The 13,892-nt window shown below is 72.5% G+C and carries 11 protein-coding genes; 1 reads left to right on the top strand and 10 read right to left on the bottom strand.

All coding sequences use genetic code 11. The annotated features are described in order from the left end of the window. The first annotated feature begins 96 nt into the window (after positions 1-96). Positions 97-1,326, top strand: a complete 1,230-nt coding sequence (locus ACFXAZ_RS20635; RefSeq protein WP_384592997.1) for a PQQ-dependent sugar dehydrogenase — start codon at positions 97-99, stop codon at positions 1,324-1,326. 80 nt (positions 1,327-1,406) lie between these two features. On the opposite strand, the gene ACFXAZ_RS20630 is transcribed toward ACFXAZ_RS20635, so the two are convergent. The 10 genes from ACFXAZ_RS20630 to gatC form a co-directional block, all read right to left on the bottom strand. Further along, the gene (locus ACFXAZ_RS20630; RefSeq protein ID WP_384592994.1) at positions 1,407-1,736 is read right to left on the bottom strand and encodes a DUF6191 domain-containing protein; all 330 of its coding nucleotides are present in this window, start codon (positions 1,734-1,736) and stop codon (positions 1,407-1,409) included. A gap of 55 nt (positions 1,737-1,791) precedes the next feature. Continuing rightward, positions 1,792-4,995, bottom strand: coding sequence for an AAA family ATPase (locus tag ACFXAZ_RS20625; protein WP_384592991.1), 3,204 nt, complete (start codon positions 4,993-4,995; stop codon positions 1,792-1,794). 574 nt (positions 4,996-5,569) lie between these two features. After that, positions 5,570-5,767 (bottom strand): hypothetical protein, encoded by a 198-nt coding sequence (locus tag ACFXAZ_RS20620; protein WP_384592988.1) that lies wholly within the window; start codon positions 5,765-5,767, stop codon positions 5,570-5,572. A gap of 238 nt (positions 5,768-6,005) precedes the next feature. After that, on the bottom strand, positions 6,006-6,638 hold the full coding sequence (locus ACFXAZ_RS20615) for a hypothetical protein (protein ID WP_384592985.1): 633 nt from the start codon (positions 6,636-6,638) through the stop codon (positions 6,006-6,008). A gap of 35 nt (positions 6,639-6,673) precedes the next feature. Further along, a complete protein-coding gene (locus ACFXAZ_RS20610) occupies positions 6,674-7,249 on the bottom strand; it encodes a GNAT family N-acetyltransferase (RefSeq protein WP_384592982.1) in 576 nt (191 codons plus the stop codon). Continuing rightward, entirely contained in the window at positions 7,227-9,551 is a 2,325-nt protein-coding gene (locus ACFXAZ_RS20605) for an MMPL family transporter (protein WP_384592979.1), read from the bottom strand. Before ACFXAZ_RS20605 ends, ACFXAZ_RS20610 begins: the two co-directional genes overlap by 23 nt. 200 nt (positions 9,552-9,751) lie before the next feature. Continuing rightward, positions 9,752-11,266, bottom strand: a complete 1,515-nt coding sequence (gene gatB / locus ACFXAZ_RS20600) for an Asp-tRNA(Asn)/Glu-tRNA(Gln) amidotransferase subunit GatB (protein WP_384592976.1) — start codon at positions 11,264-11,266, stop codon at positions 9,752-9,754. 15 nt (positions 11,267-11,281) lie between these two features. Beyond that, positions 11,282-11,524, bottom strand: coding sequence for a hypothetical protein (locus ACFXAZ_RS20595; protein WP_362758508.1), 243 nt, complete (start codon positions 11,522-11,524; stop codon positions 11,282-11,284). Beyond that, positions 11,521-13,023: an Asp-tRNA(Asn)/Glu-tRNA(Gln) amidotransferase subunit GatA gene (gene gatA, locus ACFXAZ_RS20590; protein ID WP_384592973.1), complete on the bottom strand. Its 1,503-nt coding sequence runs from the start codon at positions 13,021-13,023 to the stop codon at positions 11,521-11,523. Before gatA ends, ACFXAZ_RS20595 begins: the two co-directional genes overlap by 4 nt. A 5-nt stretch (positions 13,024-13,028) precedes the next feature. Beyond that, positions 13,029-13,325 carry an Asp-tRNA(Asn)/Glu-tRNA(Gln) amidotransferase subunit GatC gene (gene gatC, locus ACFXAZ_RS20585; protein ID WP_382685373.1) on the bottom strand — a complete coding sequence of 99 codons (297 nt, stop codon included), beginning with the start codon at positions 13,323-13,325 and terminating at the stop codon, positions 13,029-13,031. Positions 13,326-13,892 lie beyond the last annotated feature (567 nt).

Raw genomic sequence — 13,892 nt, 5'->3', positions numbered from 1 at the left:
GGGGAGTGGGCGGGAGCAGGGGGAGGCAAGTGGAGCGGGCAGAGGTGCGGTGGATTGGGTTCTCTTGATCGGGAACCCGTGGGGCGCGAGCGGTGTATGACAAGTAGGAACCGGGAGGGAAGACCTCGCGTCGAAGGGACCTTGATCGTGCGACGTCGTGCTGTGACGGCCGTGCTGGCCGCGACCGCCCTGCTGCTGACGGCCGGCTGCTCCTCCGGCGACGGGGGCGGCGGAGGGTCACCACCGAGCGCTGCGGGGAGCGCGCCGGCGCAGAGCCCGGGGTCGGGTTCGCCGTCGCCGTCCGGGCGGGCCACCGACGAGCCGCCGCCCGCCAAGGGCTCGGTGGACGTGGTGCGTACGGTCGCGGAGGGCCTGGACAGCCCGTGGGGCGTCGCCCCGCTGCCCGACGGCGGTCTGCTGGTCTCCTCGCGCGACGAGGCGACGATCACCCGGGTCGACACGGAGACCGGGAAGCGGACCGAGCTGGGCGAGGTGCCGGGGGTGTCCCCGGAGGGCGAGGGCGGTCTGCTGGGCCTGGCGCTCTCCCCCGACTACGCCACGGACCACATGGTGTACGCGTACTTCACCTCCGCCGGGGACAACCGCATCGTGCGGATGATCTACGACGCCGGGGAGCCTGCGGGCCAGCAGCTCGGCGCTCCCGACACCGTCTTCCGGGGCATACCCAAGGGCTTCGTCCACAACGGCGGCCGGATCGCCTTCGGCCCCGACAAGATGCTGTACGCGGGCACCGGCGAAGCGGGTGACACCGGCCTCTCCCAGGACCAGGACTCCCTCGGCGGCAAGATCCTGCGCCTGACGCCGGAGGGCGAACCGGCCCCGGGCAACCCCTTCCCCGACTCCCCCGTGTACTCGCTGGGCCACCGCAATGTGCAGGGTCTGGCCTGGGACTCCGAACAGCGGTTGTTCGCGGCGGAGTTCGGCCAGGACACCTGGGACGAGCTGAACGCGATCGAGCCGGGCGGCAACTACGGCTGGCCGGAGGCGGAGGGCGATTCGGACGACGACCGGTTCATCGACCCGCTGGCCCAGTGGAGCACCGATGACGCCTCCCCCAGCGGGATCGCCTACGCCGAGGGTTCCCTGTGGATGGCGGGCCTGGGCGGCGAGCGTCTGTGGCGCGTCCCGCTGGACGGCACGGAGGCTTCGGCGGATCCCCAGTCCTTCCTGACGGGGGAGTACGGCCGGCTGCGCACGGTCGTGGCGGCCGGCGGCGACAAACTCTGGCTGCTGACCAGCGAGACGGACGGACGCGGCTCTCCCGGCGACGGGGACGACCGGATTCTGGAACTGGAGGTGAGATAGCGGGGGGCGGTGGCGGCCTGGTGGTGGGTGGTCCTTGGGTCCTGTGGTCCTTGGGGTCCGTGGGTCCTTGCGGGGTGCCGCTAGTGCTCGCCGGGCGCTCGGCCGGATGCGGTCGGTGCGTCTTCGTCCGGATCGGATGGTTCTTCGCCCTGCGGTTGCGTCGGCTCTTCGGCCTGGGGTTCCGCTGGTCCGGCTGTCTCCGGTTCCTGCGGATCGTCTGCGGCGGGATCCGTCGGGTCGGCTTCGTCGGAGGTTGGGCGGACCACGACGACCTTGCCCGATTCCAGGTCTATCGGGCCCCGGCCGGGGTCGGCGTCGCCCACGTCCTCGCGGGTCAGTTCCAGGCGGTTGTGTTCGTCGCGGGTGTGTTTGCGGCCGGGGGCGAAGAGTTCCTCGAAGAAGTTGAACACGCGTCTCCCTGGTCGCACGGCACCTTGGGAGGGACAACGTCCGCGACCGGTGGCATCATCCCGCGGCGAGCCGTTCGTCGGCCGGGCTGGGGAACAGGCCCAGCCGGTGGGCGACCGCGGCGGCCTCGCCCCGGCCGGAGACGCCGAGCTTGCCGAGGATGTTGGAGACATGCACGCTCGCCGTCTTCGGGGAGATGAAGAGTTCCTCGGCGATCTGGCGGTTGGTGCGACCGGCCGAGACCAGGCGCAGGACATCGCGCTCGCGGCTGGTCAGCCCCAGGGCCTCGACCGGGTCGGCCGGGGTGAGGGCGCGGCGCGGGTCCTGGCGGAGGGTGAGGCGGGCGCGCTGGGCGAGCAGACCGGTGGCCTCGGCCAGCGGGCGGGCGCCGAGGTGATCGGCGACGGCGTGGGCGAGGCGGAGCAGTTCGGTGGCGCGGGCCCGGTTGTCCTCGGCGGTGGCGGCGGGGTCGTCCTGGGCCAGGGCGTCCTGGACGGGTGCGTCATCGGTGGGGGTGGTGTTGCCCTCGCCGGTGGGAGGGGCGTCCGGGCCGGTGGCTGGGGCGTCGGTGGTCTCCGGGCGGTCCGGGCCCGAGGTCAGCAGCGCCTCGGCGAGGCGGTGGCGGACGCGGGCGAGGTCGTAGGGGCGTTCCAGGTGTTCGAAGGCGGTGACGACCTCGGACCAGGTGGCGGGGGTGGCGGTGCCGTCGGCGCGCTGGAGTTCGGCGCGGACCCATTTCTCGTGGGCGTGCCAGATGGGGGCGCCGGTGGTGAGGCGCTTGGCGGTGTCGAGGATGCGGTCCAGGGCCTGTCGGCGGCCGGGCCGGGCGGTGGGGAGGGTGCGGTGGTCGGCCTCGGCGGTGGCGGCGGCGACGAGGAGCTTCCAGCCGTACACCTGGGTACCGGGCGGGAGTCCCGCGTCCAGGGCGCGGTCCAGTTCGGTGCGGGCGTCGGTGATGCGGCTCTCGGCGGCGGCGACGCCGATGCCGATGTGGGCGAGCGGTATCCACTGCTGGGGCATGGGGTCGTGGGTGCCGAAGTGGGTGCGGGCGGCGGCCAGTTGGCGGGCGGCCTCGGCGATGTCGCCGCGGGCGAGGGCGATCTGGGCGAGGCAGAGGGCGGCCGTGCCCTGGGGTTTGGCGCCGGGGCCGCGCTGCCGGGCCGTCGTGGCGGCGTCCGCGGCCTCTCCCCAGCGGCCCAGGGAGAACAGGGAGTCGGAGAGGTTGCCCCAGATCCAGGTCTCGGACCCCAGCAGACCGTAGGTGCGGGCGAAACCGGCGCCTTCCTGGAGGAGTTCGGCGGCTTCCCTGGAGCGGCTGACGATTTCGAGTCCGTGGGAGAGATTGACGTAGGCGCGTCCGGCGACCCGGGCGAAACCCTCGGCCAGGGCCAGCTCCTTGATCTCGCTCAGCTCGCCGAGCCCGTCGTCCATCCCGCCCGCGTCGACGAGGAGCACGCCTCGGGTGACGCGGGCGTCGAGTTCGATCTCGCGGGCGTCGACCATGCGGGCATAGGCGACGGCGCGCTCGGCGGCGGCGAGGGCCTCGGCGCCGGGGGTGTGCAGCATGGACCAGCCGGCGACGGTGGTGAGCACTTCGGCGTGCACCTCGGACGGGGGCAGGCCGCGGACCAGGTCCTGGGCGGTCGCCAGTTCGTTCCAGCCGTCGCCCCGGCCGCTGGACTGGACCAGCTGGGAGCGCTGGACCCAGAACCAGGCGGCGAACAGCGGGTCGTCCTCGTCCTCCAGGAGCCGCAGGGCCCGTTTGGTGATCTTCAGGGCGCGGTCACGCTCCCCGCAGAAGCGGCCCGCGTCGGTGGCGGCGGCCATCAGGTCGAGATAACGCAGCGGGGTGCCGGCGGGGTCACCGGGGTCGGGGGTGCGGTAGATGTCGGCGTAGTCGACGGGGCGCAGGGCGGCGCGGACGGGCTCGGGGGCGGTGTCCCACAGCTCCATCGCGCGCTCCAGCAGCCGGAGCTGTTCCGCGTAGGCGTGGCGGCGGCGGGCGGCGACGGAGGCGTCGAGGACGGCGGGGAGGGCCTTGGCGCTGTCGTGCGCGTGGTACCAGTAGGTGGCCAGGCGCGGGATGCGCTCGCCCGCGGCGACGAGCGCCGGGTCGGCCTCCAGGGCCTCGGCGTAGCGGCGGTTGATGCGGGAGCGCTCGCCGGGCAGGAGGTCGTCGCTGACGGCCTCGCGGACCAGGGAGTGGCGGAAGCGGTAGCCGTCGGCCTCCGGGGTGGTGAGCAGGATGTTGGCGCCGACGGCGGCGCGCAGCGCCTCGATCAGGTCGTCCTCGGTGAGCCGGGCGACGGCGGCGAGCAGCGGGTACTCGACGGTGGAGCCGCCCTCGGCGACGATCCGGGCGACCCGCTGGGCGCTGTCGGGCAGTGCCTCGACCCGGACCAGGAGGAGATCGCGCAGCGAGTCGGTGAGTCCGGCCTGGCAGCCCTCGGAGGCGGCGACGGCGAGTTCCTCGACGAAGAAGGCGTTGCCGTCGGAGCGTTCGAAGATGGCGTCGACCTGGGCGGGGGCGGGTTCGGCGGCGAGGATGCCGGCGATCTGGCGGCCGACCTCCTCGCGGTTGAAGCGGCCCAGCTCGATCCGGCGGACGGTGCGCAGCCGGTCGAGTTCGGCGAGCAGGGGGCGCAGCGGGTGGCGGCGGTGGATGTCGTCGGCGCGGTAGGTGGCGAGGACGACCAGGCGGCCGGTGCGCAGGGTGCGGCAGAGGTAGGCGAGGAGGTGGCGGGTGGAGGCGTCGGCCCAGTGCAGGTCCTCCAGGGCGACGACGACCGTGCGGTCGGCGGCGACGCGCTCCAGCAGGCGGGCGGTGAGTTCGAAGAGGCGGGCCATGCCCTCCTCGTCATGGCGTCCGGCGCCGGTCTCGCCCAGCTCGGGCAGCAGCCGGGCCAGCTCCTCCTCCTGGCCGGACGCGGCGTCGGCCAGCTCCCGCGGCAGCTCCCGGCGCAGGGCGCGCAGGGCGGCGGAGAACGGGGCGAAGGGCAGCCCGTCGGCGCCGATCTCCACACAGCCGCCCAGGGCGACGACGGCCCCCTTGCGTCCGGCGGCGCCCGCGAACTCCTCGACGAGCCGGGTCTTGCCGACCCCCGCCTCCCCGCCGAGCAGCAGCACCTGCGGCTCGCCGCGCCGGCCGGCGGCACGGGCCAGCGCCTCCTCCAGCGTGCCCAATTCGTCGGCACGCCCGACGAACACCGGGCTGACGGACCTGTTCTCCACGGACCCGAGCATCGCACGGAGGTCTGACATCGAGGCACCGGTTTTCCCTGCCGGGGCGGTGGGGACAGGCGCCGGAGCAGCGCGAAGGGTCCCGGGCGGAACGTCCGGCGCCGCTGCCCGAACGGCGGGGACCGCCCCGGCCGGGACACCGGGACCCGGCACCCGTCCACCGGACTCCATGACCATCAGGTCACCCGAACCCGACGCCCGGCCACCGGGTTCCGTCCCGGACAGACCACCCGCCCCCGATGCCCTCCGGACTCCGTCCCGGACGGGACACCCTCCCCCGCCTCCGCACCGGTCGGCACCATCCGGGCCGGGACACCCACCCCCGCACCACCCACCTTCACGCCAGCCGGTCCCACCCCCGCCGGAACACCCGGCCCGGACCCCCGCGTACCGGAATCCACCCCAGCCCCGTCGCCCCCGGGGCCGCCCGCCAGGCCACCAGCCTCCAGCCCCTCGGACGCGACGAGGCCGGCGCCGTGGACCCCCGTCCCCCCGCGGGCGCCCCCCCCCCTCCCACCCCCCCCCCCCCCCGGGCCGGGGAGGGGGCGGTCTCGTGTCACCCCGTCCCGGCCCCCGGCCTTGTTCCGCGTGGTGTTCACGCGGCGCGTGGGAAACGGAGTCGGCGTGGGCGGTGGGTATGGTCCTCGCCCGGCACCCCGCTCCCCGTGGAGCGTTGCGCCGCTTCACGGCGGGCCTCGCGGCCCTTGCGGACGGTCTCGCGGACCAGCCGCGCGTGCTCGGCCTCGCGGATCAGGTCGTCGGACCGCAGGCGCTGCAACTCGTACTCGAACATCTCTGCTCCCCGGAGACAGGTGGCTCCGGCCCCGGGCGGGGCCGGTTCGCGGACCGTTCTCCGCGATGCCTCCACCTTCGTCTCCCAGGGGGTGCCGTCACATCGGGAGAGTTCCGCATCTTCGGCGGCGGGCGGGGCCTTAGACACGCGTAAGGGGCCTCAGGGCGTACGGGAATGCCGTACGTACGCCCTGAGGCCCCCGGGGTGGGTTCTAAGCCCCCTGGTGAGCTGGGGTGATTCAGCTGGTGGGCGGGAGGCCGAGCACCAGTTCGGTGTACTTGAGGACGGCCAGGACCAGGCCGATGACACCGAGCGCCACGGCGGCCCAGGCGACCGACTTGATCCACGCGGGCTGCACCGCGCCCGGCGCCCCGAAGGCGGGCCGGACCAGGGTCACGACCGCGACGAGCAGCGCGACGAGAGCGAAGGCGCCCGCGTAGAGGGCGGTGGCGTTCCAGGCGTCGCCATAGCCCTCCTTGACCAGGACGGCCACGTCCGAGGACGTCGAACTCTCCAGCTGGCCGATCAGCGACTCGCGCGCGGAGGCGACGGTGCCGATCCAGCCGCCGCTGAGCGAGACCAGGCCGAGCACGGCGGCGACGATCGCGGCGGCACCCTGTCCGACGAAGGAGGGCTCTTCCTGCCCGGCCCCGGTGATCTCGGCGATCTCGGTGTCGTCAGCGTCCTCGCCGTCGGTCCCGGCGGCCTCGTGGGCCCCTTCGCCGTCGACCTGGCCGGGGCCGGCCGCGTCCTGCTTGGTGAGATCCGCGGGCGTGCCTTCCGCCTCCGCGGCGGCGCCCGTCACCTGGTCGTTCCCGGCCACAGTGGCCGTCGCGCCGGTCTCCGCCGCGTCTTCAGTCTTGGTTCCCATGCCGGGCACCGTACGGACCGAGTCTGAGAAGTCCCTTAATGATCGCTGTGGGCGTTCCGCTCCCGGGCCGCGCGCCAGTCGGGGGCCAGGACCGCCCAGATCTCGTAGTCCTGGCGGATCCCCTTCCAGGGGAAGGACTCGCGCAGCACGCCCTCGCGGGTGAAGCCGAGACGCCGGGCGACCTTGACGCTCGCGGTGTTGACCGTGGCGGCGTGCCATTCCACGCGGTGCATGCCGCGTTCGTCGACCGCCCAGTCGATGAGCACCCGGGACGCGCGCGTGACGAGCCCGTGCCCGGTGCCCGCGGGCTCCAGCCAGCAGCCGATCTCACAGACGCCGGTCGTGGTGTCGAAGATCCGGAAGAGCACCCCGCCCACCAGCTCGCCGTCCAGCCACAGCCCGTGCAGGGACCCGCTGTCGGCGGCGCGCAGATCGGCGTACCGCCGGAGGATCTCCCGCGCGGAGTCCACGTCGGTGGCCTTGGCACCGAAGGGGATGTACTGGGTGATGAAGTCCCGGCCGCGGTCCAGATGGGCGAGGAATTCCTCGGCGTGCCAGGTCTCCAGGGGACGCAGCTCGGCTCCGTCGTCACCCAGGGATATCGCGTACATCCCGCTCCCGCTCCTTCTCGAATCGTTCAGCGCCTTGTGCCGTGACGTGCCCGGGGACTTGTGCCGTGGCGTGTTCTGTGGCTTGTGCTGTGGCTTGTTCTGGGACGTGTGCTGTGACTTGTTCCGGTACTGCCGAGAGCCTCTCATGGGCGGCACGGCACTCGGGCGGCTCGATGCTGATCCGGGGCAGCCGCCGGTCCAGGGCGCGCGGCAGCCACCAGTTGGCGCCGCCGAGCAGATGCATCAGGGCGGGCACCAGGAGCGTGCGGATCACGAAGGCGTCGAGGGCGACGGCGGCGGCGAGCGCGATGCCGAACATGGCGATCACCCGGTCACCGCTGAGCACGAAGGCGAGGAAGATGGAGATCATGATGACCGCCGCCGAGTTGATCACCCGGCCGGTCTCGGCGAGCCCGATCCGTACCGCGCGCCGGTTGTCGCCGGTCTCCAGCCACTCCTCGTACATCCGGCTGACCAGGAACACCTGGTAGTCCATGGACAGCCCGAACAGGACCGAGACCATGATCACGGGAAGGAAGGGCTCGATGGGCCCCGCGCTGCCGAGCCCGAGCAGTTCGCTCCCCCAGCCCCACTGGAAGATGGCGACGACCACGCCGAAGGCCGCGGCGACGGCCGCCACGTTCATCGCGGCGGCCTTGAGCGGGATGCCGACCGAGCGGAAGGCCAGCAGGAGCAGCAGACAGCCGAGCCCGACGACGATCCCGACGAACAGCGGCAGTTTGCCGATGATCACATCCGCGAAGTCGTCGTAGCCGGCTGTGACCCCGCCGACGTGCAGGTCGAGCGAGGTGCCGGTCTCGGCCCGGGGCAGCACCTCGGCGCGCAGCCGGTCCACGAGGTCGCTGGTGCGGCCGGACTGCGGGGCGGAGTCCGGTACGACGGTCAGATACGCGGTGTCGCCGCGGGGGCTGAACACCACCGGGGTGGCGGCGGTGACGCCCTCGGTGTCGCGCAGGGTGCGGTCGAGGTTGTCCAGGGCGAGCTTGTCACCGGCGCCGTGGACCTGGCTGACGATGGTGAGCGGGCCGTTGACGCCGGGTCCGAAGCCGTCGGCGAGCAGGTCGTACGCCTGCCGGGTGGTCGTCGACTCGGGGTTGTTGCCCTGGTCGGAGGTGCCGAGGCGCAGTGCGAGGGTGGGCAGCGCGAAGACGGTGAGCACGACCAGGGCGATGGCGCCGAGTTTCTTGGGGTGCCGTTCCACGAACGCCGACCAGCGGGCGGCGAACCCGGCGGCCACCTCGGGCTCGGGCCCGTACTCGATCAGCCGGCGCCGCTCGCGGCGGCTGAGTGCCCGCATGCCGGTCAGGGACAGCAGGGCGGGCAGCAGGGTGACGCAGCCGGCGACGGTGAGCAGTACGGTCAGCGAGGCGGCGACGGCGACGCCGTTGAGGAAGCTCAGCCGCAGGATCAGCATCCCGAGCAGCGCGATACAGACCGTCGCACCCGCGAACACCACGGCCCGTCCGGTGGTCGCGACGGCGTTGGTCGCCGCCTCGGTGACGCTCAGCCCGCGTTTCAGCCCGCGCCGGTGCCGGGTGACGATGAACAGGGCGTAGTCGATGCCGACGCCGAGCCCGATCAGCATGCCGAGCATGGGCGCGAAGTCGGCGACGGTCATGGCGTGCCCGAGCAGCACGATCCCGGCGTACGCGGTGCCGACGCTGACCAGGGCGGTGGCGATGGGCAGCAGCGAGGCGGCGAGCGAGCCGAAGGCGAGGAACAGCACCACGGCGGCGACGGCGACCCCGACGATCTCCGCGAGATGCCCGCCGGACGTCTGGGTCCCGCCGATCGCGGTGCCGCCGACCTCCACCTGGAGCCCGTCGGCCGCCGCCGCCGACGCGGTGTCCAGCACGGCCCGCACGGGTGCCTCGCCGAGGTCGGCGGCCCGGCCCTCGAAGGTGACGGTGGCGTAGGCCGTACGGCCGTCGGCGCTGATCCGGTCGGCGCCCTGGTTGTCGTAGGGCCCGCTGACGCCGGCCACGGACGGCACCTCGGCGATGCGGTCCAGGGTGCGGGTCATGGTCTGCTCGACGTCGGCGGCGCGGACGCTGCCGGAGGCGGTGTGCCAGACGACGGTGGCGTCCTCGCCGCCGAGACCGGGGAACCCCTGTTGCAGGAGCTGGGTGGCGCGGCCGGACTCGGTGCCGGGGACCTCGTAGTCGTTCGAGTAGGCGGAGCCGGTGACGGCGGCTGCCGCGGTCATTCCGCCGAAGGCGAGGAGCCACAGCAGCACGGCGACGAGGCGGTGCCGTACACACCAGCGTGCAAGGGCTGCCACGTAACTGCTCCCAGTGGGGGGATGTCTATGGATCTTTGACCGGGAACAGTCGTCCAGGTGCTGAACGGCCCGCAAAGAACGGATGAGCAATCACCGTCCACTCTCGCAGGGAGAAATGATCGTTTGCCCTGTTCGTGGGTTTACTCACAAGGAAGGGGCCGCACCCAGCCGGGTGCGGCCCCTCGGTGTTCGCTCCGTCCTCAGCTCTCGCCGACCCCGAGCCGCTGAAGGATCAGTTCCTTGACGCGGGCCGCGTCGGCCTGGCCACGGGTGGCCTTCATGACGGCGCCGACCAGGGCACCGGCGGCGGCCACCTTGCCGCCGCGGATCTTGTCGGCGATGGCCGGGTTGCCGGCGATGGCGTCGTCCACGGCGGTGCCCAGGGCGCCCTCGTCGGACACGACCTTCAGGCCGCGCTTGTCGACCACCTCGTCCGGGGTGCCCTCGCCCGCGAGGACGCCCTCGATGACCTGGCGGGCCAGCTTGTCGTTGAGGGAGCCGTCGTCGACCAGGGCGCTCAGCCGGGCGACCTGGGCCGGGGTGATGGCCAGCTCCTCCAGGGACGTACCGGACTCGTTGGCGCTGCGGGCCAGTTCGCCCATCCACCACTTGCGGGCGGACGCGGAGTCGGCGCCGGCCTCGATCGTGGCGACGATCAGCTCCAGCGCGCCCGCGTTGAGGATCGCCTGCATGTCGGTGGCGGAGACGCCCCAGTCCTCGCGCAGCCGGTTGCGGCGCACCAGCGGCAGCTCGGGCAGGCTCGCGCGGATCTCCTCGACCCACGCGCGCGAGGGGGCCACCGGCACCAGGTCGGGCTCGGGGAAGTACCGGTAGTCCTCGGCCTCCTCCTTGATGCGGCCGGAGGTGGTGGAGCCGGTGTCCTCGTGGAAGTGCCGGGTCTCCTGGACGATGGTGCCGCCGGAGTTCAGTACGGCCGCGTGGCGCTGGATCTCGAAACGGGCCGCGCGCTCGACGGACCGCAGCGAGTTGACGTTCTTGGTCTCCGAGCGGGTGCCGAACTTCTCGGCGTCCTTGGGCATCAGCGACAGGTTGACGTCGCAGCGCATCTGGCCCATTTCCATGCGGGCCTCGGAGACGCCGAGCGCGCGGATGAGTTCGCGCAGCTCACGGACGTACGCCCGGGCGACCTCGGGGGCGCGCTCACCGGCACCGACGATCGGCTTGGTGACGATCTCGATGAGCGGGATGCCCGCGCGGTTGTAGTCGAGGAGGGAGTGCGAGGCGCCGTGGATGCGGCCGGTGGCGCCGCCGACGTGGGTCGACTTGCCGGTGTCCTCCTCCATGTGGGCGCGCTCGATGTCCACGCGGAAGGTTTCGCCGTCCTCCAGCTGCACGTCGAGGTAGCCGTTGAAGGCGATCGGCTCGTCGTACTGGGAGGTCTGGAAGTTCTTCGGCATGTCCGGATAGAAGTAGTTCTTCCGGGCGAAGCGGCACCATTGCGCGATCTCGCAGTTCAGCGCGAGGCCGATCCGGATGGCGGACTCGACGCCGATCGCGTTGACGACGGGGAGCGCGCCGGGCAGGCCGAGGCAGGTGGGGCAGGTCTGCGCGTTGGGGTCGGCACCGAGGGTGGTCGAACACCCGCAGAACATCTTGGTCTTGGTGCCGAGTTCGACATGGACCTCAAGGCCCATGACGGGGTCGTAGGACGCGAGCGCGTCCTCGTACGACTCCAGGTCGGTCGTGGTGGTCACGGTGAAACTTCCCTCTCAGCCCAGCAGGACGTCGTCGTCGCCCAGCCGCTTCAGCTCGCGGTAGAGGATGGCGAGGCCGGTGACGATCGCGACGGCGGACACGGTGGCGTCGATCAGCCGCAGGTTGTCATGCTCGGCGCGGGCCTTCTTGATCTGCTTGGCGACACCGACCGCGCCGAACGCGGTGGTGGCCATGGACAGGTACGTACCGGACTTGGACTTCTTGAAGCCCTTGGCCTTCGACAGTGCGTTGCTCACAGCGACGGTGCCTCCTCCAGCAGCGGATGCCCCCACTTTTCCACGAAGGCGGCCTCGACGGCGGCGCCGACCTTGTACAGCCGGTCGTCCTTGGTCGCCGGGGCGATGATCTGGAGACCCACCGGGAGGTTGTCCTCGGGGGCGAGTCCGCAGGGCAGCGACATGGCCGCGTTGCCCGCCAGGTTGGTGGGGATGGTGCACAGATCGGCGAGGTACATCGCCATCGGGTCGTCGGCGCGCTCACCGATCGCGAACGCGGTGGTCGGGGTGGTCGGCGAGACGATCACGTCGACCTGCTCGAACGCCTTCTCGAAGTCGCGGGTGATCAGCGTACGGACCTTCTGGGCGCTGCCGTAGTAGGCGTCGTAGTAGCCGCTGGACAGCGCGTAGGTGCCGAGCATGATCCGGCGCTTGACCTCGGGGCCGAAGCCGGCCTCGCGGGTGAGCGAGGTGACCTCTTCGGCCGAGTGGGTGCCGTCGTCGCCCGTACGGCGGCCGTAGCGCAGGCCGTCGAAGCGGGCGAGGTTGGAGGAGCACTCGGAGGGCGCGATGAGGTAGTACGCCGAGAGGGCGAGGTCGAAGGACGGACAGTCCAGCTCCACGATCTCGGCGCCGAGCCCCTTGAGCAGCTCGACGGACTCGTCGAACCGCTGGATGACCCCGGCCTGGTAGCCCTCCCCGCGGAACTGCTTGACGACGCCGACGCGCATCCCGGCGACGCTGCCGTTGCGGGCGGCCTCGACCACGGGCGGGACGGGGGCGTCGATGGAGGTGGAGTCCAGCGGGTCGTGCCCGGCGATCACCTCGTGCAGCAGCGCCGCGTCCAGCACCGTACGGGCGCAGGGGCCGCCCTGGTCCAGGGACGAGGAGAAGGCGACCATGCCGTAGCGGGACACCGCCCCGTAGGTGGGCTTGACGCCGACCGTGCCGGTGACGGCGGCCGGCTGGCGGATGGAGCCGCCGGTGTCGGTGCCGATGGCGAGGGGGGCCTGGTAGGCGGCGAGCGCGGCGGAGGACCCGCCTCCGGAACCGCCGGGGATCTTCGTCAGATCCCAGGGGTTCCCGGTCGGCCCGTAGGCGCTGTTCTCGGTGCTCGACCCCATGGCGAACTCGTCCATGTTGGTCTTGCCGAGAATGACCACGTCGGCGGCCTTGAGCCGCCGGGTGACGGTGGCGTCGTACGGCGGGATCCACCCTTCCAGGATCTTCGACCCGACGGTGGTGGGAATCCCCTCCGTCGTGAAGATGTCCTTCAGCGCGAGCGGAACCCCGGCGAGCGGCCCGAGCTTCTCGCCGCGCGCCCGCTTGTCGTCGACGGCACGGGCCTGGGCGAGGGCGCCCTCGCGGTCCACGTGCAGGAAGGCGTGCACCTTCTCGTCGACGGCCTCGATCCGGGCCAGATGGGCCTCGGTGACCTCGACGGCGGTCAGCTCGCCGGAGGCGATCTTCGCGGCGATCTCGGCCGCGGTGAGCCTGATGATGCTGTTCTGGTCCGTCATGGTGGTCACTCCTCCCCCAGGATCTGCGGCACCTTGAAACGCTGCTGCTCCTGGGCCGGGGCGCCGGAGAGCGCCTGCGCGGGGGTGAGCGAGGGACGGACCTCGTCCGGCCGCATGACGTTGGTCAGCGGCAGCGGGTGAGAGGTCGGCGGTACGTCTTGGTCGGCGACCTCACTGACGCGGGCGACCGCGCCGATGATGTCGTCCAGCTGACCGGCGAAGTGGTCTAGCTCTTCGCCCTTCAGCTCCAGACGCGCCAGCCGTGCGAGGTGGGCGACCTCCTCGCGCGTGATGCCAGGCATGCAGCGATCCTCAGGGTGAGTGAATGTGTGCGGTTTGGCCTCAATCCTAGGGGGAGGGGGAGGGGGGCTGTTAAACGGTTGGGGGATGGGGGGTGCGTGGAGGGGGTGGGGTGGGGGTGTGTGGAGGGGGTGGGGGCGGGGGTTGGGGGCGTGTGGAGTGGTCGGGGGTGAGGTTGAGGTATGTGGGGTGGGGGTGCCTGGAGGTGGGAGTGCAGGGTCCGGGGCTTCCTGCGGTGGGGGTGGGGACTGCTGTCGGCGTGGGCCGCGGGGGCACCGGGCGGACGCGAACCGGCCAGTTACCGGGGAGCCGCCGGGGCGGACGCGAATCGCCCCGGTGGGGCGGGCGCCGGGGCGGGCGGGGTGCCCGAGGCGGGGCCGAGGGACCGCCAGGGCGCGGACTCGGGACCTGAACAGGTACCGGGGCAACCACGAACCGGCCTGCGGCGGGCAGCCGGGCGGAATCGTTCGGCGGGGGGCCGGTGCTGGGCGGCCGGGCGGAGCCGCGCGGCTGGGGGCCGGTGCTGGACAGCCGAGCGAGGCCGCCCAGGCAGGGGGGTGTGCGCCGGG

It is taken from the genome of Streptomyces sp. NPDC059477 (genome assembly GCF_042749375.1).
Taxonomy (GTDB): Bacteria; Actinomycetota; Actinomycetes; order Streptomycetales; family Streptomycetaceae; genus Streptomyces.
Note: the sequence above shows the minus strand (reverse complement) of the source record. Positions and strands in the feature narration are given on the sequence as shown.

Coding starts and splice junctions, on each gene's coding strand:
- ACFXAZ_RS20635 (WP_384592997.1), top strand. CDS start 97: ATGACAAGTAGGAACCGGGAGGGAAGACCTCGCGTCGAAGGGACCTTG.
- ACFXAZ_RS20610 (WP_384592982.1), bottom strand. CDS start 7,249: ATGTACGCGATATCCCTGGGTGACGACGGAGCCGAGCTGCGTCCCCTG.
- ACFXAZ_RS20620 (WP_384592988.1), bottom strand. CDS start 5,767: ATGTTCGAGTACGAGTTGCAGCGCCTGCGGTCCGACGACCTGATCCGC.
- ACFXAZ_RS20615 (WP_384592985.1), bottom strand. CDS start 6,638: ATGGGAACCAAGACTGAAGACGCGGCGGAGACCGGCGCGACGGCCACT.
- ACFXAZ_RS20625 (WP_384592991.1), bottom strand. CDS start 4,995: ATGTCAGACCTCCGTGCGATGCTCGGGTCCGTGGAGAACAGGTCCGTC.
- gatA (WP_384592973.1), bottom strand. CDS start 13,023: ATGACGGACCAGAACAGCATCATCAGGCTCACCGCGGCCGAGATCGCC.
- gatC (WP_382685373.1), bottom strand. CDS start 13,325: ATGCCTGGCATCACGCGCGAGGAGGTCGCCCACCTCGCACGGCTGGCG.